Raw genomic sequence first — 25,221 nt, 5'->3', positions numbered from 1 at the left:
GCACACGCGACTGCCCCACGGCCCGGGCCCGCTACGATGACCCCGTGGACAGCCTCAAGCCCGCCGCCCAGGCGCCTGACCGTAACCTCGCCCTCGACCTGGTCCGCGTGACCGAGGCAGGAGCGATGGCCGCCGGCCGGTGGGTCGGCCGTGGTGACAAGAACGGCGCCGACGGCGTCGCGGTCAACGCGATGCGCTCGCTCATCAACACCGTGCAGATGAGCGGTGTCGTCGTGATCGGCGAGGGCGAGAAGGACGAGGCCCCCATGCTGTTCAACGGCGAGGAGGTCGGTGACGGCACCGGTCCGGCGTGCGATGTCGCGGTCGACCCCATCGACGGCACGACCCTGACCGCCAAGAGCCTGCCCAACGCCGTGTCGGTCATGGCCGTCGCACCGCGCGGCTCGATGTACGACCCGTCCGCCGTGTTCTACATGGAGAAGCTCATCGCCGGCCCCGAGGCCGCCGACGTCGTCGACATCCGCCTGCCCGTCGCCGAGAACATCGCCCTGGTCGCCAAGGCCAAGGGCATCTCCCACAGCGACGTCACGGTCTGCGTCCTCGACCGTCCCCGCCACCAGGGCCTGGTCGACGAGATCCGCGCCGCGGGCGCCCGCATCAAGTTCATCATCGACGGCGACGTCGCCGGCGGCATCACCGCCGCGCGTCCCGACACCGGGGTCGACCTGCTGGTCGGCGTCGGCGGCACGCCCGAGGGCATCATCACGGCGTGCGCGATCAAGGCGATCGGCGGCACGATCCAGGGCAAGCTGTGGCCCATCGACGACGACGAGCGCCAGCGCGCGATCGACGCCGGCCACGACCTCGACCGGGTGCTGCACACCAACGACCTCGTCACCGCCGACGACTGCTTCTTCGTCGCGACCGGCATCACGGACGGCGAGCTCATGAACGGCGTCCGCTACGGCGCCGGCAAGGCGTACACCGAGTCACTGGTCATGCGCTCGCGCAGCGGCACGATCCGCAAGATCACGAGCGAGCACCAGCTGGGCAAGCTCCAGGCCTACTCGGCCATCGACTACGAACACTGATATGTCACCGTGGTGAGATGACGCGGTCCGGAGAGCTCTTCGCCTCACTGCCCTCGGGCATCGACATCTGCTTTGAGACGTTCGGCAGCCCGGACGACCCTGCGGTCCTGCTCATCATGGGCCTCGGCGGGCCGATGGGGTGGTGGTCGGTCCCGTTCTGCGAGCAGCTGGCCGAGCGCGGCTTCTTCGTGATCCGCTACGACAACCGCGACACCGGCCGGTCCACCAAGCTGCGCCAGCACCCGGTCAGCCGCGCCGACATCGTCCGCGCCTTCGCCAACCTGCCGGGTGCCGCGGGGGTCACGCCTCCGTACACCCTGAGCGACATGGCCGACGACGGCATCGGCGTGCTCGACCACCTCGGCATCGACCGGGCCCACCTGGTCGGCGTGTCGATGGGCGGCATGATCGCGCAGACGATCGCGATCGAGCACCCCGAGCGCGCCTTGTCGCTGGTCTCGATCATGTCGACGACCGGAAAGCGCACGGTCGGCCTCCAACACCCCAAGGTGCTGCCGGTCCTGCTCTCCTCCCCCGGGCGGACCCGCGACTCGTACGCCGCCAGGTCCGTCAGGGGCTCGAAGGTCATCGGCTCCCCCGGGTTCCCGTCCGACGAGCAGACCGATCTCGAGCGCGCCTACGAGACGTACGACCGGGGGTGGTCGGCGAGCGGGGTCCGCCGCCAGATGCTCGCGGTGCTGACCCAGCCCGACCGCACCCGGGCCCTGGGGCGGCTCGATCTCCCGGTAGCGGTGATCCACGGCCTGAACGATCCCCTCGTGCACCGCTCCGGCGGCAAGGCGACGGCCGACGCGATCCCGAACGCGGAGCACATCGAGATCGCCGGAATGGCGCACGACCTGCCGGCCCAGCTCTACTCGACGTACATCGAGACGATCGCCCGCACCGCCGCGAGGGCGTCGGGCACCGAGGAGGCGCGATGAGGCACAACCCGGCGTACGCCACCGACGACGAGCAGGTCGTGCGGCGGATCATCGCCGAGAACCCGTGGGGCATGATCGTCAGCCACCACGACGGCGACCTGGTGGCCTCGCACTACCCGATGCTGCTCGACGAGGACGCCGACGGCCTCACGATCGTCACCCACGTGGGTCGTCCCGACGAGCAGCTCCACGGCCTCGGCGAGAGCGAGGTGCTGCTGGTGTTCCAGGGGCCGCACGGCTACATCTCCCCTAGCTGGTACGCACCCGCGGCGGGCCGGATCCCGACGTGGGACTTCAGCACGGTGCACTGCCACGGCACGCCCCAGGTGCTCGGCGAGGAGGAGAACCTCGCCGTCCTGACCCAGCTCACCGCGCACTTCGAGCAGCACGTCGAGCACCCCGCGTGGCTCGACCAGGAGCTGGGTGCCCGCGCCGCCAAGGGAACGGTCGGGCTGCGGATCCCGGTCGACCGCTTCACCGCGAAGGTCAAGATGAGCCAGGACAAGGACCCGGCCACGGTGCAGTCCGTGATCGATCACCTGCGCGCACCCGGCCCGTACCACCAGCCCTACCTCGCGGACGAGATCGAACGTGCCCGGACCGAGCACGTCGGCTCCGCATCTGCGGATCACGAAGGCTGAGCACCTCCGCACCTGATCCCCTAAGGTGAGGATCATGGCGCACATACGGATCTCGGACGCTGCCCGGTTCCTCGGTGTCAGCGACGACACCGTCCGGCGGTGGGTCAGCAGCGGGGCGCTGACGTCCGTCCCCGATGCGGGCGGCCGCATGGCCATCGCGGGCAAGGAGCTCGCGGCGTTCGCGCAGGACCAGGCCCGCTCGATGGCCGATCCGTCCGGCGCCGCGAGCTCGGCCCGCAACCGGTTCGTCGGCCTCGTGACGGCGGTCAAGGCCGACACCGTGATGGCACAGGTCGAGATGCAGTGCGGCCCGTTCCGCGTGGTGTCGCTCATGAGCAGCGAGGCCGTCGACGAGCTCGGCCTCGAGCCCGGGTCGGTCGCCGTGGCCGTCATCAAGTCGACCAACGTCATCATCGAGTCGCCCGGGACGTCCGCATGAAGTGGCCGGCGGCTGTCGCCCTGCTGCTGGCGAGCCTGACAGCGTGCGGCTCCTCCTCCGAGGACGCGGCGGGCGACCGCACGCTGACGGTGTTCGCGGCGGCATCCCTCAAGGACTCGTTCAGTGAAGTCGCCGAGCAGTTCGAGGCCGAGAACCCGGGCGTCACGGTGCGGCTCAGCTTCGCCGGCTCGGCCGATCTGGTGGCCCAGGTCGAGCAGGGTGCGCCTGCCGACGTGCTGGCCACCGCGGACGAGCGCACCATGCGCGTCGCCCAGGACGACGGCCTGGTCGAGGTGCTCGACTCGATCGGGTCCAACCGGCTCGAGATCGCGACACCGCCGGGCAACCCCGCGGACATACGCTCCCTCGCCGACCTCGCCGGTCGAGATGTCCAGGTCGTGCTGTGCGCGCCCGCGGTCCCCTGCGGAGCGGCGGCGCACCGCGTGGAGAAGATCGCCGGCATCGACATCGAGCCGGTCAGCGAGGAGCAGTCGGTGACCGACGTGCTCAGCAAGGTCGCCGCGGGCGAGGCCGACGCGGGTCTCGTCTACGTCACCGACGTCAAGGCCGCGGGCGACTCCGTGGACGGAGTGCCGTTCGCCGAGTCCGCCGAGGTCGTGAGCACCTATCCGATCGCGAGCCTGTCGCGCAGCGACGAGGGCGTCCTCGCGCAGAGCTTCGTCGACTTCGTCGCGACCGGACCGGGCCAGGACGTGCTGCGCGCCGCCGGGTTCGGTCCGCGCTGACATGGCCCTGACGTCTCAGCACTCCGGCGTCCCGCGGTGGGTGCTCGTGCCCGCCGCGGCCGGCGCACTGTTCATCGTCCTGCCGCTCGTGGCCCTCGCGACCCGGGTCGAGTGGGGCAGCTTCTTCTCGCTGATCGGCTCGGACTCGTCGCAGGCCGCGCTGTGGCTGAGCCTGCGCACGTCCGCCGCGAGCACCGTGCTGTGCCTCCTGCTGGGGGTGCCGATGGCGCTGGTGCTCGCGCGCACGACGTTCCGCGGGCAGGCGGTGCTGCGCTCGATCGTGCTGCTGCCACTGGCGCTGCCTCCGGTCGTGGGCGGCATCGCGCTGCTCTACACGTTCGGGCGCAAGGGGCTGCTCGGCGAGACCCTCGACGTCCTCGGCTGGCAGATCGCGTTCTCCACCACCGCGGTCGTGATCGCCCAGACCTTCGTGTCGCTGCCGTTCATGGTCGTCAGCCTGGAGGGCACGCTGCGCACCGCCGGACAGCAGTACGAGGTCGTCGCCGCGACCCTTGGCGCGCGTCCGACGACCGTGCTGCGGCGGGTCACCCTGCCGCTCGTGCTGCCGGGCCTGGCCGCAGGTGCGGTGCTGTCGTTCGCGCGGGCGCTGGGCGAGTTCGGGGCGACGATCACGTTCGCGGGCAGCCTCGAGGGCGTGACCCGCACCCTGCCGCTGGAGATCTACCTGCAGCGCGAGAGCGACCCGGACGCCGCCGTCGCCCTGTCGCTGCTGCTGGTCGTCGTGGCGGTGCTCGTGATCGGGCTCGTGCGCGGTGGACGGGGCGCGGCGACGTGAGCCTGCACCTCGATGCCGCCGTCGCGGCCCGCGACGTCCGCGTGAGCCTGGACGTCGCGACCGGAGAGACCGTCGCGGTGCTCGGCCCCAACGGCTCCGGCAAGTCGACCCTCCTGGCCGCGATCGCCGGCATCCTGCGCCCCGACGAGGGCGCAGCCACACTGGGCGAGACCTGTCTGTTCGACGTCGCCGCGGGCACCTGGCGACCGCCCCACCTCCGCGGCACCGCGCTGCTGGCCCAGGACCCGCTGCTGTTCCCGCACCTCACGGTGCTCGACAACGTCGCGTTCGGACCGCGCAGTGTGGGCCGCTCTCGGTCGCAGGCGCGCACCCTCGCACGTACCTGGCTCGGCGAGGTCGACGCCGCCGACCTCGCGGACCGGCGCCCGGCCCAGCTGTCCGGAGGACAGGCCCAGCGCGTCGCGATCGCCCGGGCGCTCGCGGCCGAGCCACGCCTGCTGCTGCTCGACGAGCCCATGGCCGCCCTCGACGTCACGGTCGTGCCGGCGATGCGTCAGGTGCTCAAGCGGGTGCTGGCCGGGCGCAGCGCCGTGATCGTCACGCACGACGTCCTCGACGCACTGCTGCTCGCGGACCGGGTGGTCGTCATGGAGGGCGGCCGCGTCGTGGAGTCCGGGCCGACGCGGGACGTGCTGACCCGCCCGCGCAGCACGTTCGCGGCCGGCATCGCGGGGCTCAACCTGGCCCGCGGCGTCGTCGAGCACGGCGGCGTGCGCACTCCCAGCGGACTGCTGGTCGCGGGCCTCCACGGCGACGACCCCGTGCCCGAGCGGGCCCCGGCGGTCGCGGTGTTCAGCCCCAGCGCGGTCGGCGTCCACCGGGAGGCACCCGGCGGCAGCCCCCGCAACGTGTTCGCGACCACGGTGCGCGAGCTCGAGCCGCACGGCTCCCAGGTGCGGGTGCGGACCGACGAGGTCAGCGCCGAGGTCACCGCCCCCGTCGTGGCCGAGCTCGACCTGGCACCGGGGACGCCCGTGTTCCTCGCGGTCAAGGCCAGCGAGGTGTCGATCTACGCGGCCTGACCGATGACCTTCAGGCCCGGGTCAAGGTGGTGCGCATCGTGTAGTCCTTGGCCGGTCCGGTGACGTCCCACCTGACGGTCCACCGGTCGGGATCGACGACCTCGACGCGACCGACGTACGTGTCGGCGGCGCAGGGGTGGACGACCTCGTCGCCCGGCGCCCACGGGTGGAAGTCGCGGCCGTCCTCGAACGTCACGAACCACTCGCCGTCCCGCAGCTCGACGAACAGCACCCGGCTGACGGCCAGCACGAGCTCGCCGGTTCGCAGGCTGCCCTGCTCGCTCCAGCGGACCCGGCCGTCCGCGCCCAGCGCGAGCTCGGTCGTGCCCTCGACCGTCGACTGCTCTGCCTTCAGCCGGTCGTCGATCGTGCGGGACATGGTCCAGGCGCCGATGAGCGAGGTCGGGGCGGCGGGATGAGGCACGGGTCCACCCTAGGACGGCGGTTATCGTGGCGGCATGAGCGGTGCAACCTGGCGTCGCCGCGACGACGGCGCAACCGAGCTGCGGGTCAACGGGGTCTTCGTGATGGACGACGTGGAGACCTCGTCCGAGCGGGAGCTGGCCCGCATCGTGCTCGACCTGGGAGCGGCCGACGTCCTCGTCGGCGGGCTCGGGCTCGGCCACACCCTGCGCGAGCTGCTGGCGTCCGCGGACGTACGCCGGGTCGTCGTCGCCGAGCTGCAGCCCGAGATCGCCGGCTGGTTGCGTGACGGGACGCTGCCGGGAGCCGATCTGCTCGCGGACCCCCGCACCGAGCTCGTCCTGGACGACGTACGCGCGGTGGTCGCGGACCAGGCACCCACCACTCTGGACGCGATCGTCCTGGACGTCGACAACGGTCCCGGCTTCCTCGTGCACGACACGAACTCCGGTGTCTACGAGTCGACCTTCCTGCGGGTCTGCGCCGAGCGGCTGCGCCCGGACGGTCACGTGTGCATCTGGTCGATGGACCGCGCCCCGGCACTGTTGGACACCCTCGGTCGGGTCTTCGAGCAGGTCGATGCGCGAGGCATCCCCGTCCGGCTGCAGGACCGGGACGAGCACTACTGGATCCTCACGGGGTCGCGGCCGCGGGACAGCGCTATCGTGCGGGCATGACCGAATACCGCATCGAGCACGACACCATGGGCGAGGTCCGCGTCCCCGCCGACGCCCTCTGGCGCGCCCAGACCCAGCGAGCCGTCGAGAACTTCCCGATCTCCGGCACCCCCATCGAGTCCGCCCAGATCCGCGCCCTGGCGCAGATCAAGGCCGCCTGCGCGAAGGCAAACGCCGAGCTCGGCATCCTCGACCAGGACATCGCCGACGCGATCATCGCGGCCGCCGACGAGGTCGCGACCGGCGCGCACGACGCGCACTTCCCGATCGACGTCTTCCAGACTGGCTCGGGCACGTCCAGCAACATGAACACCAACGAGGTCATCGCGACCCTCGCGACCAAGGCCCTCGGCAAGGACGTGCACCCCAACGACCACGTCAACGCCTCGCAGTCGTCCAACGACGTCTTCCCGACGTCGATCCACGTCGCCGCGACCGCGTCCGCGACCAACGAGCTGATCCCCGCGCTCGACCACCTCGCGACGTCGCTCGAGGCGAAGGCGACCGAGTTCGCGTCCGTCGTGAAGTCCGGCCGCACCCACCTGATGGACGCCACCCCGGTGACCCTCGGGCAGGAGTTCGGCGGTTACGCCGCGCAGATCCGCCGCGGCATCGAGCGCGTCGAGTCGGCGTTGCCGCACACCGCCGAGGTCCCGCTCGGCGGCACTGCGGTCGGCACGGGCATCAACACCCCGATCGGCTTCCCGCAGCGCGTCATCGAGATCCTCGCCGCCAACACCGGCCTGCCGATCACCGAGGCGGTCGACCACTTCGAGGCGCAGAGCGCCCGCGACGGCCTGGTCGAGATGTCCGGCCAGCTGCGCACGATCGCGGTCAGCCTGACCAAGATCTGCAACGACCTGCGCTGGATGGGCTCCGGCCCCCGCACGGGTCTCGGCGAGATCGCGCTGCCCGATCTGCAGCCCGGCTCGAGCATCATGCCCGGCAAGGTCAACCCGGTGCTGCCCGAGGCGACGCTCATGGTCGCCGCCCAGGTCATCGGCAATGACGCCACGATCGCCACAGCGGGAGCGTCAGGCTCGTTCGAGCTCAACGTCATGCTGCCGGTCATCGGCCGCAACATCCTGGAGTCGATGCGCCTGCTCGGCAACGCCTCGCGCGTGCTGGCCGACCGCTGCATCGACGGGATCACGGCCAACGAGGAGCGCTGCCTCGAGCTCGCCGAGTCCTCGCCGTCGGTGGTCACGCCGCTCAACCGTCACATCGGCTACGAGAACGCCGCCAAGATCGCCAAGCAGGCGGTCAAGGAGAAGAAGACGATCCGCCAGGTCGTCATCGAGTCCGGCTACGTCGAGCGCGGCGACATCTCCGAGGCCGACCTCGACCAGGCCCTCGACGTCATGAGCATGACCCACCCCTGACCCCACCCCCCACCCCCAACGCTGAGGGGAGGCTCCCGTCCGCCGACGGGAGCCTCCCGTCCGTTGAGGGGTGGGTTGGGGCGCGCCTCACCGGACCGCGGGCGCGCCTCAGCGGACGGGAGGCGCGCCTCAGCGTCGTTGGGCGAGCTTGTAGCCGTTGTTGTCGTAGATGAGGTCGTACGTGCCGCCGTGGGCCCTCTCGGCGTACGCCACGACGTCGTCGGGTGAGCCGATGCCCGCGGCCACGTCGAACAGGACGTACTCGGGCTTGACGTCGGCATCACCGTCGCCGATCGACCCGATCCAGTAGACGGTGTGATCGGTGACCAGGTGGCTCAGCAGACCGATGTCGCCCTCCACCGTCGCCCCCTTCGGCACGAGTGACATCACGAGCCGGGCGCTCTGGGCCCGGGGCGGGTCCTCGTACGTCTGGGGGTCGACCAGGACCGCGACCGGCGAGTTGATCATCATGAACCCGCTCACGACGACGCCGCCGAGCGTCGCCCACCGCAGCACCGGCCGCCGCACGATCGCATCGATCATCGCGATGAAGACGATCGGCATCAGCACCAGCGAGTAGTGGTAGTCGGTGCCCCAGTAATAGGGCACGTCGTTGACGAACCGCCCCACCAGCGTCGGCACGACCAGCAGGACCCAGGGCGAGGCGAGGGCCGCGAGCCCGGTGACCGCCACGGTGAGCAGCGCCGTGGCGGCCTTGCGGTCGACCTGGTCGAACAGGGTCGTGAGCATCCCCCGCTCCCCCAGCGTGGAGTGCGTGTACTCCCCCGAGCTGTTGAACGCGGGGATGAGCAGCAGCACCACGGCCGCGGAGAACACCACGCCCCCGACGGCCAGGAGCACCCCCCGGCGACGTTCACCCGCGAGCCAGAGCACCGCGCCGATGACCGCGACGGTCAGGCCGAGGTCCTCCTTGACCAGCAGCAGCGGCAGGGACCACCACACGACCCGGTCGTAGCGCCGGTCGACGTACGCGGCCCCGGCCAGCGCGAGGAGGGGTGCGGCGAACGCGACCTCGTGGAAGTTCACCTCCACGGCCGACTGGAGGCCGAAGGAGAATCCGTAGAGGACCCCGATCACCAGGCCGACGGCCGTCCCGATCCGCCGCATCGCCAGCACCGCGATGACGTAGATCGAGATCGCGATGAGCACGACCTGCGCGAGCAGCACGGTTCGCGCCGAGGGGAACACCCGGTAGAACGGCGCGATCAGTGCCGTCACCGGCGAGAAGTGGTCGCCGAAGATGTGGTAGCCGGGCCCCTTGACGTCCGCGACGGGCGCGCTGAGACTCGCATAGCTCTTGATGACCTGCTCGAAGATCGCGTTGTCGTACGAGTTGATCGCGAAGCGGTGGAACCGGATCAGGGTGAGCGCACCGTAGACGACCGCGCACACCAGCGCCAGGGCGGCGGCGAGAGCGCGCTGGGCGCGAGTGGCGATCATCACAGAGTCAGGTTCTCACCCGTCTCGGGATCGAACACGTGCACCCGGTGCCGCGGGATGACCACGCTGATCGACATGCCCGGCTCCAGCGTGCTGTCCGCGGCCAGCTCGGCCACGAGGAAGCTCTGGAACAGATCGAACTCCAGCAGGTCCTCGACCTCCTCGAGCAGGTCCTCGACCTCCGGTGCGATCTCGTAGCCGAGGTACGCGAACTGCGATCTGCCCCGCCACTCGACGTCGTCGATCCGGGCGGTGAGCTCGACGCGCTCGGTGACCGCCTGCCCGCCGGGGCCCGTCGCGTCGTGGCAGTGCTCGGGCCGGATGCCCGCGACCACGACACCGCGGTCGCCGATGCGCTCGAGCAGGGCGTCGTCGAGCGCCATCGTGGCCAGCGGCATCACGAGCTCGCGGCCCATGGGGAACGCCGGGACGAGGTTCATCGGCGGCGAGCCGAGGTAGCCCGCGACGAACATGTCGGCTGGACGCTCGTACAGCTCGCGCGGCGTCCCGACCTGGTGGATGAATCCCTGGTGCATCACCGCGACGCGGTCGGCCGTGCTCAGCGCCTCCTCGACGCTGCTGGTGGTGAAGATCGAGGTGCGCCCGCGCTCCTGCTGCCACTGGGTCGTGACCGACCTGACGTGCGTACGCACCCGCTCGGACTGGGCCGAGAACGGCGAGTCGAACAGGTACGCCTGCGCGTCCCGCACCAACGAGCGGCCGAGCGCGACCCGCTGGGCCTGGGCGTCGTCGAGATCGGCGGGCTTGAGCTCGAGCAGGTCGCCGAGGGCGAGGAAGTCGGCGACCTCGTGGATCCGGTCGGAGAGCTCGTCCTTGTCGAAGCCGCGGCGCAGCAGGGACGAGAACGCGAGATTGTCGAAGACGTCGAGGTGCGGGTGCAGCGCGTGGTCCTGGAACACCATCGCGAGATCGCGCCCGCGGGGTCCGACCGTGTTGACGACGGTGTCGCCCACCAGGACGTCCCCCGACGTGTGGTCCTCGAGCCCCGCCAGCGTCCGCAGCAGCAGCGACTTGCCGCCGCCACGGGGCCCCGCGATGGCCAGGGTCGTGCCGTCCGGCACGTGAAGGGAGATGTCGTCCAGCAGCGGACGGCTCCCCGCGCGGCCGGCCGTGGTGAGGTGGCGGACTTCGATCGAGCTCATCGATAGGACCTTCCGAGGAGATGGTTGATCCGGCGCGGGAACAGCAGGAGCAGGACGATCGCGGGCAGCATCCACAGCAGTCCCGCCGCGGCGATCACGGAGCTGGAGTCCGCGACCTGTCCCGTCGCGAGCAGCAGCGTCGCGGGCAGCGGGGCGGTGCGCTCGTCGGGCGACAGCGCCACGCCGAGGACCGCGTCGTTGCAGCCGGCCACGAACACGAGCAGCGCGACCACCGCCAGCCCCGGCAGCAGCGCGGGCGCCGCGAAGTGCCGCAGCACCTGGCGTGGGGTCGCGCCGTCGGCCCGGACCGCGTCCAGCAGCGTCCACGGGACGTCCCGCAGCACCGTGACGCTGAGCCAGATCGCCAGCGGCAGGGTGAGCACGAGCGTCGGGGGCACCAGCGCGAGCCGCGACCCGTAGACGTCGAACGCGTCGAGCAGGTCGGTGTACGCCCCGGCGAGGGCCACGACCGGCATGAGTAGCACCGCGACGACCAGGCCGTACGCGAGGCGCTTGCCCCGCGCGGGCACGCGCACGAAGCCGTACGCCGCGGCGACGGCCAGCGGCATCGCGATGAGGGTGGCGAGCCCGGAGACGAGCAGCGAGGTCAGTGCGGCGTCCTGCAGGATGTCGGAGTGGATCGCGCCGTCGAACGCGCGCCACGTGACGTCCTGCGGCCACAACGCCTGCGGGGCGGTCCCCGCTGGTGCGGTCGCGACCGTGAACGTCCACAGCAGCGGGACGACCGTCAGCACCACCAGGACCTCCAGGCCCAGCACGGCCCAGAACGACACGTCCCGGCTCGTGTCGGCGAACATCACGCCCGCCGCGCCCGTCACCATGAACGCGAGCGAGACGACGATCCACAGCCACAGATCGGGTCTCGAGACCATGAGGATGCCGTAGTTGCCGAGCCCGAACCCGAGCGCGAACGCCACCGCGGACGCGATCAGCCGGGACCTCACCGAGGCGGTCACACGACCCTCCTGACCCGCGTCAGCGGCACGAGCACCGCGGCGAGCACGGCCGCGAACAGCAGCAGGAGCACGGACGTCGCGGCGCCGAGGCCGAGCTCGAAGCGTGAGAACGTCGCATCCCAGACCAGGGCCGGCACCGTGCGCACGTCGGCGCGCGGGTCGTCGACGAGCAGCGGGCCCTCGAGCATGCGCAGGGCGTCGAGCGCGCGATAGGTCGTGGCGACCGCGAGCGCGGGGGCCATCGCGGGCAGCACGACGAGGCGGAAGCGCTGCCACGCCGTGGCCCCGTCCGCGACGGCCGACGCCATCAGCGACGTCGAGACGCGCAGGAGACCCGCCAGCAGGATCACCGCCGTGATGCCGGTGCCCCGCCAGACCTCACCGAGCACGACCGCGACGAGCTGGCCGGTCGCACCGACGTCGTCGAGGTCGAACCAGGCGGCCGCGAACCCGGTGGTCACCGCGTCGCGCCACATCACCGCCGAGACGACGGACAGCATCGTGAACGGCAGCAGCACGAGGACGCGGGTGACGGGCCACAGCAGCGTCAGACGCCGGATCGCGGCGGCGAAGGCCAGGCCGAGCACGAGCTGGAGCAGCACTGCGGCGGCCACGATCGCGAGCGTCGCGGCAACGGCGATCCACCACGAGCGGGTCGTCAGCACGTCGACGTACGTGTCGAGGCCGACGAACGACCGATCGTCCGGGTGGGTCAGCGGCTGGGTGTGCAGCGAGGTCCACACGAGGCGCGCGATCGGCCACACCGTCACCACGAGCAGCACCAGGATCGCGGGCGCGAGCCACCGCCAGCCCCTCATCGCAGCCTGCCCTCGACAGCGGCCTCGACCGCGGCCTGCGAGGCGTCAGGGGTCGCGTCCTGCGTGACGTCAGCGGTCGGGGCCCACGTCTCGTCGATGGCCCGGCGGATCTGCGACCAGGTAGGGGTCGCCGGGACGATCGCGCCGGTCTTGACCGCCGCGCGGGCGACGTCCCCCTGCGGGTAGGCGGCCGCGACCGCCTTGTCGTCGTACGTCGCGAGGCGGCTCGCGCCGTGCTGGGCCTGGGTCATCAGGGTCGTCAGCTGCTCGGGCGAGGTGAGGCACCGGATCGCGTCGTACGACCGGCTCGGCTGCGGGGCGTTCCGGGGGACGGCGAGGCCCACCCCCGCCAGTGGAGCGATGCTGGTGTCGGCGACGGTCGGGTACGCCGCGGCGACCATGTCGGCCGAGACCGATGCCACCGCCGGGTCGGCGATCGCGGACGCGGAGGCGAGCAGGAATCCCCCGCCGGGCGCCGCGAACGCCGACAGGGCGTCCTTGGACGGGCCCGGACCGACCTGGGCCTCGTGGTAGAGCTCGATGGTCGACGCGGCGGCGCGACCGGCGTCCCCGGACAGCGCGACCTCGGCGTCGTCCCGACCCTGGCCCGAGACGATCCGGCCGCCGGCGCCGGCCACCAGCGCGTTGACCCACTCCGACAGCCCGCTGCCGTCGCGGTCCTGCACCTGGATGCTCACGCCGAGACGCTGGGCGCCCGCCACGAGGTCGTCCCAGCTGATGGGCTTGCCGGGGTCGAGCCCCGCGCGCTCGGCCACGTTGCCGCGGAACCACAGCACCTGCGGGTCGAGCAGCCAGGGCGCGACCACGAGCCGGTCGTCGTACGTCGCGGCGTCGAGCGCAGGCCCGGCGATGCCCTCGCTCAGCGGGCCGACCAGATCGTCCGGGACGGGCTCGAGGAAGCCGGCGGCGGCGAACTCCGCGGTGAACGACGAGTCCAGGCTCAGCAGGTCGATCGTGTCGTCGCCGGCGCGGAGCCGGCGCACCAGCAGGTCGTGCCGTGCCGTGACGTCGTCGGGCAGCTGCTCGACCTCGATCCGGTACGCGCCCGCGGCCTCGGCGTTGCACGTCGCCGCCAGCGCCGGCGCGTCCAACCGGTCGGGGCCGACGTGCCACGACAGTGTGGGCGCGTCGCCGGCCGGGGCCTCGGACGTACCGCACGACGCCAGGAGACAGGCCGTCATGACGGCAGCGGCGCACTGCGCGAAACGTGTCCCCTGTCCGTTCACGACGCCACTGTGCCACAAAGGGGGGCTCTCCCCCCGGCGTCAGAGCGTCAGGTCCTCCAGCATCTCGGTGACCAGCGCCGCGACCGGCGAGCGCTCGGACCGGGTCAGGGTCACATGGGCGAACAACGGGTGCCCCTTGAGCTTCTCGACGACCGCGACGACGCCGTCGTGCCGCCCGACCCGCAGGTTGTCGCGCTGGGCGACGTCGTGGGTCAGGACGACCTTGGAGTTGGCGCCGATGCGCGACAGCACCGTCAGCAGGACGTTGCGCTCGAGCGACTGGGCCTCGTCCACGATCACGTACGAGTCGTGCAGCGAGCGTCCCCGGATGTGCGTGAGCGGGAGCACCTCGAGCATCCCGCGGTCCAGGATCTCGTCGATGACCGCAGGCGACGTGACCGCGCCGAGCGTGTCGAAGACGGCCTGGCCCCAGGGGCCCATCTTCTCGGACTCGCTGCCGGGCAGGTAGCCGAGCTCCTGGCCACCCACGGCGTACAGCGGCCGGAAGATCACGACCTTCTTGTGCAGCCCGCGCTCCATCGTCGCCTCGAGGCCTGCGCACAGCGCGAGCGCGGACTTGCCGGTGCCGGCGCGGCCGCCGAGGGACACGATGCCGATGTCGGGGTCCAGCAGGAGGTCCAGCGCGATCCGCTGCTCGGCCGAGCGCCCGTGGATGCCGAACGCATCGCGGTCACCCCGGACCAGCTGGACCGTCTTGTCCGCGGTGACCCGGCCGAGGCCGCTGCCCTTGTCGGACACCAGGACGAGGCCGGTGTGGCACGGCAGCTCACGCGCCTCGGGGAGGTCAGCCGTCCCTGAGTCGTACAGCGTGTCGAGGTCGAGGCTGTCGATCTCGAGCTCACGCATGCCGGTCCAGCCCGAGTCGAGCGCGAGCTCGGCGCGGTACTCCTCGGCGACCAGTCCGACGGCCGAGGCCTTGACCCGCATCGGCAGGTCCTTCGACACGATCGTGACGTCGAGGCCCTCGTTGGCCAGGTTGCGGGCGACGGACAGGATCCGGGTGTCGTTGTCGCCGAGGCGGAAGCCGGACGGCAGCGAGGACGGGTCGGTGTGGTTGAGCTCGACGCGGATCGTGCCGCCCTCGTCGCCGATCGGCAGGGGGACGTCGAGCGTGCCGTGCTCGACCCGGAGGTCGTCGAGGAAGCGCAGGGCGCTGCGCGCGAAGTAGCCGAGCTCGGGATCGTGCCGCTTGCCCTCCAGCTCGGTGATGACGACGACGGGGATGACGACCTCGTGCTCGTGGAAACGGTTGACGGCGCCGGGGTCTGCCAGCAGGACGCTCGTGTCCAGGACGTACGTGCGGCGGGTGGAGCTCGGGCTCTTGCTCGTCGTGCGCGGTGCGGCCACAGCTGTCTCCTCTGGCGGGGCCCGCGCGCGCCTGCGCCGGCCCCTACTCGTGGGTGGGGTATCCGGGCTCAAGCGCGAGCGTCAACACATCTCGAACGCTAGGTCTGCGGGGCACCGATTCGCGGCACGACACGCTGAATCCCACATGACGTCCGCGTTAACGCTGACGAGTCACGTACGGCGCGTGGCGAGTCACGTACGGACGCTCGCGAGTCACCTACGGGATCCGTACGTGACTCGTCGGCGTCCGTGCGTGACTCGTCGGCGTCCGTGCGTGACTCGTCGGCGGTCGTGCGTGACTCGTCGGCGGTGGGGTCAGGCGCCGAAGCGGCGCTGGCGCAGGGCGTACGAGCGCATGGCCCGCAGGAAGTCGACGTGGCGGAAGGCCGGCCACAGGGCGTCGCAGAAGTAGAACTCCGAGTGGACGCTCTGCCACAGCAGGAAGCCGGACAGCCGCTGCTCCCCCGACGTACGGATCACGAGATCGGGATCGGGCTGCCCCTTGGTGTAGAGGTGCTCGGCGATGTCGTCGACGACCAGCGTCCCGGCGACCTCCTCGAGCGAGCGCCCCTTGGCGGCCTGGTCGAGCAGCAGCGAGCGCATCGCGTCGGTGAGCTCCTGGCGTCCGCCGTAGCCGACGCAGATGTTGACCCGCATGCCCTGCACGCCGACGGTCGACTCGGCCAGATGCTTCATCCGAGCGGCCGACTCGGACGGCAGCAGGTCGAGGTTGCCGATGACGGAGATGGGCCAGCGCTGCTCGGCGGCGAGCCGCTCCATCAGCCCTTCGACGGCCTCGAGGATGCTCGCGAGCTCCTCGGGCGAGCGCTGCAGGTTGTCGGTCGACAGCACCCACAGCGTGACGATCTCGACGCCCAGCTCGTCGCACCACTCGGCGAACTCCGCGATCTTGTTGGCACCCGCCTGGTAGCCGTCCTCGAACCGGCCGCCGGCCGACTTCGCCCAACGCCGGTTGCCGTCGACGATGGCTCCGACGTGGTGCGGGAGCTTGGCCGGATCGAGCTGTTTGGCGAGACGCCGTTCGTAAACGCCGTACGCGAGATCGCTGACTCCCATGATCTGAGGGTAACGCCCACCACATGTGGCACGGTCGCGCGGCGGTCCGCTTCCACCCGTGCAATATTCTTGATGCATGGTCAACATGGAGCACGAGAGCACCGTCCACGAGGCGAGCGACCGGCTCCGTGACACCGTCGACGACATCAAGCCGAAGCTGCGCGGATGGCTCCATGCGGTGACGCTCCCGCTGGCCTTCTTCGCCTTCATCGTGATGCTCGTGATCGCGGACGACATCCGCGTCCGTGCCGGTGTCGCGGTCTTCATGGTGAGCTCGATGATGCTGTTCGGCGTGAGCGCGGTCTACCACCGCGGCACGTGGTCCGATCGGGTCCGCGGCTTCTGGAAGCGCTTCGACCACGCCAACATCTTCTTGCTCATCGCTGGGTCCTACACGCCGTTCTCCCTGCTGCTGCTCAGCCGGCAGCACTGGATCATCATGCTGTCCCTCGTGTGGGGCGGGGCCCTGCTGGGCGTGGTGTTCAAGCTCTTCTGGATCGACGCGCCACGCTGGCTGTACGTCCCGCTGTACCTCCTGCTGGGCTGGGCAGCGGTGCTCTACTTCGACGAGTTCGTGGCGAACTCGTCCACGGCGGTCATGACGATGCTGGTCGGCGGCGGCGTCCTCTACACGCTGGGCGCGATCGTCTACGGCTTCAAGTGGCCCAACCCGTCACCGCGCTACTTCGGCTTCCACGAGGTCTTCCACGCGTTCACGATCGCGGCGTTCATCGTGCACTACATCGGCGTCAGCATGCTGGCGTACCAGCAGCGCTGACCCACCACCCCGCCCAGATTTGCGGAGTCCTGCACGGTTTCTTGGGTCAAGAACGTGCAGAAGCCCGCAAATCTGGGACGGTGGTGACGGGGCGCTGGCACACGAAGCCCCGGCACACGTACGCGGCTGCGTCGCCGTCCACGAGTTCTCGCTGCTCGAACAGCGGGATCGCCAGGCCCGGCTCCCCGGCCACGACGACGGCACCCGGCGACGTGAGCCCGAGCGCCGCGCGATGCAGCTCGGCACGCTGCTCCGGTGCACCCACGACCGCGATCTCCAGCGGCCCCGCGACCACCGCCTCGGCGGCGGCGAGCGTCCACCCGGCGAAGCGGGGCAGCTGCGTGCCGATCGGCGCGGCCGCCGCGATGCCCGACTCCGCGGCCTCCCGGTAGCGGTGCTCCCCCGTGATCGCGGCAAACGCGATCAGGGCGTGCACGGCGGCTGACGTGCCGGACGGGTAGGCGTTGTCCGAGGCGTCCTGCGGTCGTACGACGAGGGTCTCGGCGTCGTCGGCGGTGTCGAAGAACCCGCCCGCCGGGTCCGCGAAGTGGTCGACGACCCGGTCCAGCAGCACGCGGGCACGGTCGAGCCAGATCGCGTCACCGGTCTCCCCCAGCACCGAGAGGAAAGCCTCGGCGACCGCGCCGTGGTCCTCCAGCACCGCCGCGTTGGCCCCGGCCACGCCGTCGCGGGACGTGCGTCGGAAGCCGTCAGCGAGGTGGACGTCGTGGATCAGCTCGGCCGCGGCGAGCGCTGCGGCGGTGAAGTCGGGCTCGTCCAGCAGGACACCGGCCTCGGCGAGCGCCGAGATCGCCAGCCCGTTCCACGACGCGACGACCTTGTCGTCGCGGGCCGGGCGGGTCCGCTCCGCGCGAGCGGCCACGAGCCCCACCCGGACGTCCTGCCAGCGCGCGTCGTCGTCGGGGTCCTGCAGCAGCTGCAGCGTCGAGAACCCCCGCTCGAACGTCCCCGCCCCCGTCACGGACAGCAGCTGCGCGGCCCAGGCCCCGTCGGCGGCGCCGAGCGTGCGCATGAGCTGGTTGGGGTTGAAGACGTAGAACGTGCCCTCGTGTCCGTCGCTGTCGGCGTCCAGCGCGGACGCGAACCCGCCCTCGGGCGTACGCAGCTCGTCGAGCAGGAACCGGCCGGTCTCCCGCACGACCCGCTCGGCCAGCGGCGATCCGCTCTCGCGCCACCAGTGCAGGTAGACCCGCATCAGCAGGGCGTTGTCGTAGAGCATCTTCTCGAAATGCGGCACCCGCCAGTAGCGGTCGACGCTGTAGCGGGCGAAGCCTCCGGTGAGCTGGTCGTACATGCCGCCCCGCGCCATCGCCTCACACGTGCCGGCCACCATGTCGAGCGCTTGCTGCGACCCGGTGCGGGCGGCGGTGCGCAGCAGGAACTCCAGCACCATCGACGGCGGGAACTTCGGGCTCGCGCCGAACCCGCCCGCCTCCTGGTCGTACGACCCGGCGAGCGTCACGACCGCCTCGTCGAGCTCGTCGGGGCCGAGCGCACCGCTGCCCTGGTCGACCGACGCCTGCAGGTGCTCCAGCACGTCCCGGCTCACGGTCATCACCTCGTCGCGGCGGTTCTCCCACGCATCCGCGAGGGCCTGCAGCACCTGACTGAACGCCGGCGCACCCTGCCGCGGCTCGGGCGGGAAGTACGTGCCGGCGAAGAACGGCTCACCGTCGGGAGTCAGGACGCACGTCATCGGCCAGCCGCCGTGACCGGTCATGGCCTGCGTCGCGCGCATGTAGACCGCGTCGATGTCGGGACGTTCCTCGCGGTCGACCTTGATGTTGACGAAGTGGTCGTTCATGTACGCCGCGGTCGCCGCGTCCTCGAACGACTCGTGCGCCATCACGTGGCACCAGTGGCAGGCCGCGTAGCCGACGCTCAGCAGGATCGGGCGGTCGAGTGTCCGGGCCACCTCAAGCGCCTCAGGGCTCCACTCCCACCAGTCGACCGGGTTGTCCCGGTGCTGCTGGAGGTACGGGCTGGTGGCCTCGGCCAGGCGGTTGGGCATACGACCAGCCTAGGCGCGCGGCCCGACGATCAGCTGCGGTCGTGCGGGGTGGTGCGCTTGACGCCCGGGTCGGCGTCCTCGTCGTCCCAGGTCTCCAGCGCCTTCCTGCTGTGCCGCAGGAAGGACCGCGCGAGGATCGCGACGGCGATGCAGAGCAGGACCACGATCCCCAAGGCGACCCATCCGGGCTTGACGTCGTTCGGGTCGAGCTGCTTGTCGTCGACCTTCGCCGCGAGATCGGCCAGGAACACGTAGGAACGCATGCCTCCATCCTACGCGCCCGACCGAGCCTGCCTCTCGTACGTCCTCGGGGGCGTCCCCACGACTGCGGTGAACGCCCGGGTCAGGTGCGACTGGTCGGCGAAGCCGAGATCGACCGCCAGCGCGGCCCAGTCGGTGGGTCCTGCGTGGGCCGCCGCCGCGGCGTCGAGCAGCCTGAATCGCTGGACGACCCACTTGGGCCCGATGCCGAGGTACGCCGTGAACTGGCGCTGCAGTGTCCGCAGGCTCACGCCTGCCAGGTCCGCGAGCCGGTCGGCGCGGGTGATCGAGCGATCCACCTCCGCCCTGCGGACCAAGGCGTTGAGCTCGTCCGCGAGGGGATCGGGCTGCGCGCCGCAGGCGTCGAGGTGGGACTCGAGCGTTGCGGCCATCTCCTCGTCGCTCGCACCGGACCCGAGCAGGTCGGCGGCAACCGCGGAGTCGTCCGGACCGACCACGTCGCCGAGCGGCACGACCCTCCCGGCGACGACACCGAGATCCGCGCCGAGCACTGCTCTGAAGCTTGCAGGCCGGAACGTGGCGCCGATGACGTGCCCGGTTCCTTCGAGCGTGCGCATGAACGGCTCCCGCGTGATGCCGTTGACCAGCAGCCGCGGCACGCCCTGCCAGGTCTCGGCCGTCACGTGCACGCACGGCTGCGGGATGACCTGCTGGTCGTACGGCTCAGGGCATTCCCACCGGGCGATCCAGACGTACTCCACGAAGCGTGCCCACCGTTGCGACGGCGCGACCCGGGCCACGCTGAAGTGCTGCGCGGCGGCGGTCGGGCGCAGGATCGCGGCCTCTCCCCGCCCGTGCGGATCGGTCATGACACCAGTGTCGCGTTTGTCCAAGCCTGGGCACAGCCCTCGTCCGTAGCGTCGAGGGCATGACCAGACAGCACACCACCACCGCCAGGTTCACCGTCACGGGATGGGACGAGCAGGTCGTCGTCGACATCGACGGCGACGGCAAGCAGCTCCCCCAGCGAGGGTTCACCCGAGCCGACGTCACCTATGCGTACTCCGGCGCCATCGAGGGCACCGGGACGCTGACCTACCTCATCTCGTACCGACCGGGAGCGGCCCCTGTCGTCGGCTTCGAGCACTTCACCGGCTCGATCGACGGCCACGACGGGTCCCTGGTCCTGCAGCACGCGGGCGAGCACGACGCCGAGGCCGTGCGGGCGACCCTGCACGTGCTCGAGGGCCTGGGCACGGGCGGCCTCGAAGGGCTGAGGGGCGAGGCCACCGTCGAGCTCGCGGGACACAGCGACGACGGCTACGAGATCTCGTTGGCGTACGACCTGTAGCCGTCAGTCGGGTGGCTCGATCCCGTCAAGATCCGCATCCGGTGGCCGTCCCGGCCGGGACACCGTCAGCACGGCCTCGACCACCGCCTCCTCGGACTCGAGCCGGCGCTCGAGCGCGCGCAGCCGGTCCGCCACGACGGACTCGCTGTCGTCACCCACCAGGTCGACGCTCGCGACGAGGTAGACCCGGTGCGGGCCGACGAACTCGACGTGCAGGTAGCCAACACTGGAGACCTCCGGCATCGAGACGATGCGTCGGCGGACCAGGTCGTCGATCTCCGGCGGCACCGCCATGCCTACCAGGAACCTGCGGTTGCGGTCGATCAGCACCCACGCGATCACCCCGAGCAGCACGCCGACCAGGATCGAGCCGATCGCGTCGAAGACCGGCGAGCCGGTCGCCTGGTGCAGCCCGATGCCGGTCGCGGCGATGACGATGCCGATCAGCGCCGCCGAGTCCTCCGCGAACACCGCGCGCAGCGTCGGGTCCGACGTCGACAGCGCGGTCTGCAGCACCGTCTGTTCGGCGGCAGCGGCGCCCCGGTGCACCTGGCGGTACGCCTGCAGGAACGACGTCCCCTCCAGCACGAACGAGACGCCCAGCACGACGTACGCGATCGTGAAGCTGTCGTTGCCCTCGTCTGCCCCGAGCTCCTGGATGCCGTGGACGATCGAGACCGCCGCTCCGGCGACGAACAGCCCGACGGCTGCGAACATCGACCAGACGTACGCCTCGCGGCCGTATCCGTGCGGGTGGGTGTGGTCGGCGTGCCGGCGGGAGCGCCGATCGGCGATCACCAGGAAGACCTCGTTGCCGGTGTCGGCCCACGAGTGCGCCGACTCCGCGACCATCGACGCGGAGCCGGTCAGCACCGCCGCCGTCGTCTTGGCCAGCGCCACGAGGACGTTGGCCGTGAACGCGACGATGACGGTGATGTTCACATCGTCAGCGCAATCCTGCGAAGAGGTCGGTCTCGGGGATCGACGTCTCGACCTTGGAGTCCACGAGCTGATAGTCCTCGCTCGGCCAGGCCTCGGCCTGGATCTCGTGCGGCACCGCGAAGAACCAGCCGTCCGGATCGATCTGCGTCGCGTGGGCGAGCAGGGCCGCGTCCCGCACCGGGAAGTACTCGGCGCACTCGACGCGTGTCGTGAGGCGGGCCTCGTCCTCGGGCTTGCGCTCCCAGTCCTTGAACCGCTCGGCGTAGGGGTTCTCCAGCCCGTGCGCCTCCATCGCCTTCGCGATCGCCTCCATGCGCTCCCAGCTCCAGCCGAGGTGGTAGTAGAGCTTGGAGACCTGCCACGGCTCGCCGGCGTCGGGATAGCGCGTCGGATCGGCCGCAGCCTCGTACGCCTCGACGCTGATCTTGTGGCACATGATGTGGTCGGGGTGGGGGTAGCCGCCGTTCTCGTCGTAGGTCGTCAGGACGTGCGGCTTGAACGAGCGGATCAGCCGGACGAGCGGCTCGGCGGCCTCCTCGACCGACTTCAGGCCGAAGCAGCCGTCGGGCAGCGGGGGCTTCGGATCGCCCTCGGGCCAGCCGGAGTCGACGAAGCCGAGCCAGTCCTGGGTGATGCCGAGGATCGACCGCGCCCGGTCCATCTCCTCGCGGCGGATCAACGTGATGAGCTCAGGGTTGTCCTCGATGCCGGGGTGCTTGAACTGCGGGTTGAGGATCGAGCCGCGCTCGCCGCCGGTGCAGGTCACCACATGGACGTCGACCCCCTCCGCGACGTACTTCGCGGTGGACGCCGCCCCCTTGCTCGACTCGTCGTCGGGATGGGCGTGCACGTGCATGAGGCGGAGCTTCTCGGCCACGGTTCTCCTTCAGAGGGCGTTCACAAATCCTTGCACCTGCGGCAACAACGTACGCGGGGTGGGTGTTCCTGACGCACCAGCCCGTGCGCACCGTGGTTGGGTCGGTTTGAGACAATGACAGGCGTGACCGACCTCAGCTCTCGCTACGCGACCACCAAGCGCCCACGCTGGTTCTGGCCGGCAGTCGCAGCCGTCGGCATCACGATCGGCGTCGCGTTCGCGGCCTGGGTCGGCTTCCAGAAGGACCCCGTGACCGCGCGCCTCTGGGCGTACGACGTTGTCAACGACTCCTCCGTCGTGGTGACGCTCGACGTGGTCCGGCCCGATCCCGTCGCGGTGCAGTGCACGGTCTACGCGCAGGCCGAGGACCACTCGATCGTCGGTGAGAAGACCATCGACCTGCCCGCCTCCGACAAGGAGGAGATGCGGGTGACCGCGGAGATCGAGACCGAGCGGCCGGCCGTCAACGGCGTCCTGAGAACGTGTGTGATTCGTTGATTGAGTGCTAGCCTTGCAAGTTCACCCCAGGCGATGGCCTGGGGTGCAGCACGTAAAGGAGCACTCGCATGACTCAGCCGACAGAGACCGACACCATCTGGGTGACCCAGGAGGCGTACGAGCGTCTGCAGCAGGAGCTCGCGCACCTGAAGGGTGACGTCTGGGCAGACATCACCAACAAGATCGCCGCTGCGCGTGACGAGGGCGACCTCAAGGAGAACGGCGGCTACCACGCCGCCCGCGAGGAGCAGGGCAAGACCAAGGCACGCATCGACCAGCTCGAGAGCATGCTGCGCCGTGCCGAGGTCGGCGACAAGCCAGCCGACGACGGACTCGTCGAGGCCGGGATGATCGTCACGATCCGCTTCGATGGCGACTCCGACACCGAGCAGTTCCTGCTGGGATCGCGCGAGCTGCTCAGCATGGACTCCAGCGTCGACATCGACGTCTACTCCCCCACCTCGCCGCTCGGTGCCGCGATCGCGGGCAAGTCCGTCGGTGACACCGTCACCTACGAGACCCCCAACGGCAAGAGCCTCTCGGTGGAGATCGTCGCCGCGAAGCCCTTCTGACCCGACTCGGCCCCTACGGGGCCGGGTCAGAGCAGCTGGTAGCCCAGGTCGACCATCCGGGAACGCACCTCGTCGCGGTGCTGCGGACCGCGCGTGGCGACCTGGATGTCGACGTCGACCTGGCGTACGCCCAGCAGCTCGGACGACCTGTCGTGGTTGACGGTCATCACGTTGACCTGCATGAGCGCGAGATCGCTGAGCAACCGCATCAGCTCACCCGGCCGGTCACCGATCCGCACGCGCATCGTGAGGAACCGGCCGGCCGCCGCGAGGCCGTGCCGGATGACGTCCAGCAGCACCAGGGCATCGATGTTGCCGCCCGAGAGCACCGCCACGACCGGGCCCTCGAACGCCTCGGGCCGCTCGAGCAGCGCGGCGACGGCGGCGGCTCCTGCGGGCTCCACCAGCATCTTGGCCCGCTCGAGCAGCGAGATCAGGGCGCCGCTGAGTGACTCCTCGCTGACCGTGATGACCTCGTCGAGCAGCGAGTGCAGGATCTCGAACGGGATGTCACCGGGCTGAGCCACCGCGATGCCGTCGGCCATCGTGACGCCCATGTCGGAGGCGAGCGGCTGACCTGCGGCGATCGAGGCCGGGTACGCCGCGGCGTCCTCGGCCTGCACACCGATGATCCGCAGGTCGGGGCGCTCGGTGCGCAGCAGCGCGATGCCCGCCGCGAGCCCTCCGCCGCCGAGGGGAACGAGGATCGTGCGGACGTCGGGGCACTGCTCCAGGATCTCCAGGCCGACCGTCCCCTGGCCCGCGATGATGTCCTCGTGGTCGAACGGATGGATCAGCACCGCCCCGGTCGTCTCGGCGAAGGCCCGCGCCGGCACGAGCGCCTCGGTCACGCCGGTGCCGTGGAACTGGATGTCGGCCCCGTAGCTCTGCGTCGCGGCGACCTTGGGCAGCGCCGCCCCGACCGGCATGAAGATCGTGGACTTGATGCCCAGCAGCGAGGCCGCGAGCGCAACGCCCTGCGCGTGGTTGCCGGCGCTGGCGGCCACGACGCCGCGCGCCCGCTCCTCCGGGGTGAGCCGGGACATGCGCACGTACGCACCGCGAATCTTGAACGAGCCGGTGCGCTGCAGGTTCTCGGCCTTGAGGAACACGTCCTGTCCCGTGCGTGAGCTCAGCCATCGCGAGTGCGCCATCGGCGTCGTCTCGGTGACTGACTCCAGGAGCTCGCGGGCTCGTCGCACGTCGCTCAGGTCCACGCCATCAACCTATCTCGTCGGGTTCAGCAGACCCGTTATGGTTGCATCATGCAATCAGGTCCGCACTCGGCCGAGGAGGCGCTCGTCCGCCTCATGATGGTCGCCGGACGACGCTTCCGGGCCCGGTCCGCGGGCGTCATCGACCCCTCCCAGGCGTCTCTTCTCTACACGCTCAGGTGCAACGGGGCGATGCGCCTCGGCGACATCGCCGAGGCGATGAAGCTCGACGCCTCCACGGTCAGCCGTCACGTCCAGCAGCTCGGGGACCACGGCCTGATCGACCGCGAGCCCGATCCGGAAGACGGACGAGCCCGCCTCATCGCGCTGTCCGACGCCGGCGCGGCAAGCCTCGCCAGGACGTTCGACGAGCGGCTCGCATTCCTCAGCGAGGCCCTCGAGGGCTGGTCGGACGCCGACCGGACGCACCTGCGCGACGACCTGGTCAGACTCACGGCAGCCCTCGGCGACACCGCCTGAG

28 protein-coding genes are annotated in these 25,221 nt (G+C 70.8%); 14 read left to right on the top strand and 14 right to left on the bottom strand.

The window, feature by feature from the left end:
* The first annotated feature begins 44 nt into the window (after positions 1-44).
* From glpX to GEV27_RS05265, 7 genes are read left to right on the top strand one after another with little or no spacing between them, the layout of a single operon-like run.
* Complete coding sequence (glpX, locus tag GEV27_RS05295; RefSeq protein WP_153653757.1) at positions 45-1,052, top strand: class II fructose-bisphosphatase; 1,008 nt, start codon at positions 45-47, stop codon at positions 1,050-1,052.
* 17 nt (positions 1,053-1,069) lie between these two features.
* Positions 1,070-1,996, top strand: a complete 927-nt coding sequence (locus GEV27_RS05290; protein ID WP_153653759.1) for an alpha/beta fold hydrolase — start codon at positions 1,070-1,072, stop codon at positions 1,994-1,996.
* Positions 1,993-2,637 (top strand): FMN-binding negative transcriptional regulator, encoded by a 645-nt coding sequence (locus GEV27_RS05285; RefSeq protein ID WP_153653761.1) that lies wholly within the window; start codon positions 1,993-1,995, stop codon positions 2,635-2,637. Before GEV27_RS05290 ends, GEV27_RS05285 begins: the two co-directional genes overlap by 4 nt.
* A gap of 34 nt (positions 2,638-2,671) precedes the next feature.
* A complete protein-coding gene (locus tag GEV27_RS05280) occupies positions 2,672-3,076 on the top strand; it encodes a molybdopterin-binding protein (RefSeq protein WP_153933630.1) in 405 nt (134 codons plus the stop codon).
* On the top strand, positions 3,073-3,822 hold the full coding sequence (modA, locus tag GEV27_RS05275) for a molybdate ABC transporter substrate-binding protein (protein WP_153933629.1): 750 nt from the start codon (positions 3,073-3,075) through the stop codon (positions 3,820-3,822). Before GEV27_RS05280 ends, modA begins: the two co-directional genes overlap by 4 nt.
* A gap of 1 nt (position 3,823) precedes the next feature.
* Positions 3,824-4,618 carry an ABC transporter permease gene (locus tag GEV27_RS05270; protein WP_153933628.1) on the top strand — a complete coding sequence of 265 codons (795 nt, stop codon included), beginning with the start codon at positions 3,824-3,826 and terminating at the stop codon, positions 4,616-4,618.
* Positions 4,615-5,661 carry an ABC transporter ATP-binding protein gene (locus GEV27_RS05265; protein ID WP_309222048.1) on the top strand — a complete coding sequence of 349 codons (1,047 nt, stop codon included), beginning with the start codon at positions 4,615-4,617 and terminating at the stop codon, positions 5,659-5,661. Before GEV27_RS05270 ends, GEV27_RS05265 begins: the two co-directional genes overlap by 4 nt.
* Positions 5,662-5,671: 10 nt before the next feature.
* On the opposite strand, the gene GEV27_RS05260 is transcribed toward GEV27_RS05265, so the two are convergent.
* Entirely contained in the window at positions 5,672-6,085 is a 414-nt protein-coding gene (locus GEV27_RS05260; RefSeq protein ID WP_153933627.1) for a DUF6314 family protein, read from the bottom strand.
* Between the two features lie 34 nt (positions 6,086-6,119).
* On the opposite strand from GEV27_RS05260, the gene GEV27_RS05255 reads away from it, so the two are divergent.
* Both GEV27_RS05255 and GEV27_RS05250 read left to right on the top strand, forming a co-directional pair.
* Complete coding sequence (locus tag GEV27_RS05255; protein ID WP_153933626.1) at positions 6,120-6,761, top strand: spermidine synthase; 642 nt, start codon at positions 6,120-6,122, stop codon at positions 6,759-6,761.
* The gene (locus GEV27_RS05250) at positions 6,758-8,143 is read left to right on the top strand and encodes an aspartate ammonia-lyase (RefSeq protein WP_153933625.1); all 1,386 of its coding nucleotides are present in this window, start codon (positions 6,758-6,760) and stop codon (positions 8,141-8,143) included. The genes GEV27_RS05255 and GEV27_RS05250 overlap by 4 nt, the downstream gene beginning before the upstream one ends.
* A gap of 129 nt (positions 8,144-8,272) precedes the next feature.
* Here GEV27_RS05250 and GEV27_RS05245 read toward each other — a convergent pair whose 3' ends face one another.
* From GEV27_RS05245 to GEV27_RS05215, 7 genes are all read right to left on the bottom strand, one after another.
* Positions 8,273-9,604, bottom strand: a complete 1,332-nt coding sequence (locus GEV27_RS05245) for a DUF2079 domain-containing protein (protein ID WP_228765061.1) — start codon at positions 9,602-9,604, stop codon at positions 8,273-8,275.
* On the bottom strand, positions 9,604-10,767 hold the full coding sequence (locus GEV27_RS05240) for an ABC transporter ATP-binding protein (RefSeq protein ID WP_153653777.1): 1,164 nt from the start codon (positions 10,765-10,767) through the stop codon (positions 9,604-9,606). Before GEV27_RS05240 ends, GEV27_RS05245 begins: the two co-directional genes overlap by 1 nt.
* Entirely contained in the window at positions 10,764-11,744 is a 981-nt protein-coding gene (locus GEV27_RS18230) for a carbohydrate ABC transporter permease (RefSeq protein WP_153933623.1), read from the bottom strand. The genes GEV27_RS05240 and GEV27_RS18230 overlap by 4 nt, the downstream gene beginning before the upstream one ends.
* The gene (locus GEV27_RS05230) at positions 11,741-12,562 is read right to left on the bottom strand and encodes a carbohydrate ABC transporter permease (protein WP_153653781.1); all 822 of its coding nucleotides are present in this window, start codon (positions 12,560-12,562) and stop codon (positions 11,741-11,743) included. Before GEV27_RS05230 ends, GEV27_RS18230 begins: the two co-directional genes overlap by 4 nt.
* On the bottom strand, positions 12,559-13,764 hold the full coding sequence (locus tag GEV27_RS05225) for an extracellular solute-binding protein (RefSeq protein ID WP_153933622.1): 1,206 nt from the start codon (positions 13,762-13,764) through the stop codon (positions 12,559-12,561). The genes GEV27_RS05230 and GEV27_RS05225 overlap by 4 nt, the downstream gene beginning before the upstream one ends.
* Before the next feature lie 84 nt (positions 13,765-13,848).
* A complete protein-coding gene (locus tag GEV27_RS05220) occupies positions 13,849-15,177 on the bottom strand; it encodes a PhoH family protein (protein ID WP_309222047.1) in 1,329 nt (442 codons plus the stop codon).
* Between the two features lie 315 nt (positions 15,178-15,492).
* A complete protein-coding gene (locus tag GEV27_RS05215) occupies positions 15,493-16,254 on the bottom strand; it encodes an isoprenyl transferase (RefSeq protein WP_153653786.1) in 762 nt (253 codons plus the stop codon).
* Positions 16,255-16,330: 76 nt separating this feature from the next.
* Between GEV27_RS05215 and GEV27_RS05210 the strand changes: the two genes are divergently transcribed.
* Positions 16,331-17,032, top strand: a complete 702-nt coding sequence (locus tag GEV27_RS05210; RefSeq protein WP_153653788.1) for a hemolysin III family protein — start codon at positions 16,331-16,333, stop codon at positions 17,030-17,032.
* A 46-nt stretch (positions 17,033-17,078) separates the two neighbouring features.
* On the opposite strand, the gene GEV27_RS05205 is transcribed toward GEV27_RS05210, so the two are convergent.
* From GEV27_RS05205 to GEV27_RS05195, 3 genes are read right to left on the bottom strand one after another with little or no spacing between them, the layout of a single operon-like run.
* Positions 17,079-19,064 carry a thioredoxin domain-containing protein gene (locus GEV27_RS05205; RefSeq protein WP_153933621.1) on the bottom strand — a complete coding sequence of 662 codons (1,986 nt, stop codon included), beginning with the start codon at positions 19,062-19,064 and terminating at the stop codon, positions 17,079-17,081.
* 29 nt (positions 19,065-19,093) lie between these two features.
* Entirely contained in the window at positions 19,094-19,327 is a 234-nt protein-coding gene (locus GEV27_RS05200; protein ID WP_153910227.1) for a hypothetical protein, read from the bottom strand.
* Positions 19,328-19,336: 9 nt separating this feature from the next.
* Entirely contained in the window at positions 19,337-20,155 is an 819-nt protein-coding gene (locus GEV27_RS05195; RefSeq protein WP_153933620.1) for an AraC family transcriptional regulator, read from the bottom strand.
* Positions 20,156-20,214: 59 nt separating this feature from the next.
* Between GEV27_RS05195 and GEV27_RS05190 the strand changes: the two genes are divergently transcribed.
* Positions 20,215-20,637 (top strand): DUF3224 domain-containing protein, encoded by a 423-nt coding sequence (locus GEV27_RS05190; RefSeq protein ID WP_153910225.1) that lies wholly within the window; start codon positions 20,215-20,217, stop codon positions 20,635-20,637.
* Positions 20,638-20,640: 3 nt separating this feature from the next.
* Here GEV27_RS05190 and GEV27_RS05185 read toward each other — a convergent pair whose 3' ends face one another.
* Positions 20,641-21,579: a cation transporter gene (locus GEV27_RS05185; protein WP_309222046.1), complete on the bottom strand. Its 939-nt coding sequence runs from the start codon at positions 21,577-21,579 to the stop codon at positions 20,641-20,643.
* A gap of 4 nt (positions 21,580-21,583) precedes the next feature.
* Positions 21,584-22,456 carry a mycothiol conjugate amidase Mca gene (mca, locus tag GEV27_RS05180; RefSeq protein ID WP_309222045.1) on the bottom strand — a complete coding sequence of 291 codons (873 nt, stop codon included), beginning with the start codon at positions 22,454-22,456 and terminating at the stop codon, positions 21,584-21,586.
* Positions 22,457-22,579: 123 nt separating this feature from the next.
* Between mca and GEV27_RS05175 the strand changes: the two genes are divergently transcribed.
* Together GEV27_RS05175 and greA are read left to right on the top strand one after the other, a co-directional pair.
* The gene (locus tag GEV27_RS05175; RefSeq protein WP_194839860.1) at positions 22,580-22,954 is read left to right on the top strand and encodes a DUF4307 domain-containing protein; all 375 of its coding nucleotides are present in this window, start codon (positions 22,580-22,582) and stop codon (positions 22,952-22,954) included.
* Between the two features lie 68 nt (positions 22,955-23,022).
* Positions 23,023-23,526 (top strand): transcription elongation factor GreA, encoded by a 504-nt coding sequence (gene greA / locus GEV27_RS05170; RefSeq protein WP_153910223.1) that lies wholly within the window; start codon positions 23,023-23,025, stop codon positions 23,524-23,526.
* A gap of 26 nt (positions 23,527-23,552) precedes the next feature.
* Here greA and ilvA read toward each other — a convergent pair whose 3' ends face one another.
* Positions 23,553-24,743 (bottom strand): threonine ammonia-lyase, encoded by a 1,191-nt coding sequence (ilvA, locus tag GEV27_RS05165; protein WP_309222044.1) that lies wholly within the window; start codon positions 24,741-24,743, stop codon positions 23,553-23,555.
* Positions 24,744-24,791: 48 nt separating this feature from the next.
* Here ilvA and GEV27_RS05160 point away from each other — a divergent pair, with 48 nt between their 5' ends.
* Positions 24,792-25,220: a MarR family winged helix-turn-helix transcriptional regulator gene (locus tag GEV27_RS05160; protein WP_153933619.1), complete on the top strand. Its 429-nt coding sequence runs from the start codon at positions 24,792-24,794 to the stop codon at positions 25,218-25,220.
* The last annotated feature ends 1 nt before the right edge of the window (position 25,221 follow it).

Origin of the sequence: Aeromicrobium sp. S22 (genome assembly GCF_009661045.1) — a bacterium.
GTDB lineage: Bacteria > Actinomycetota > Actinomycetes > Propionibacteriales > Nocardioidaceae > Aeromicrobium > Aeromicrobium yanjiei.
Note: the sequence above shows the minus strand (reverse complement) of the source record. Positions and strands in the feature narration are given on the sequence as shown.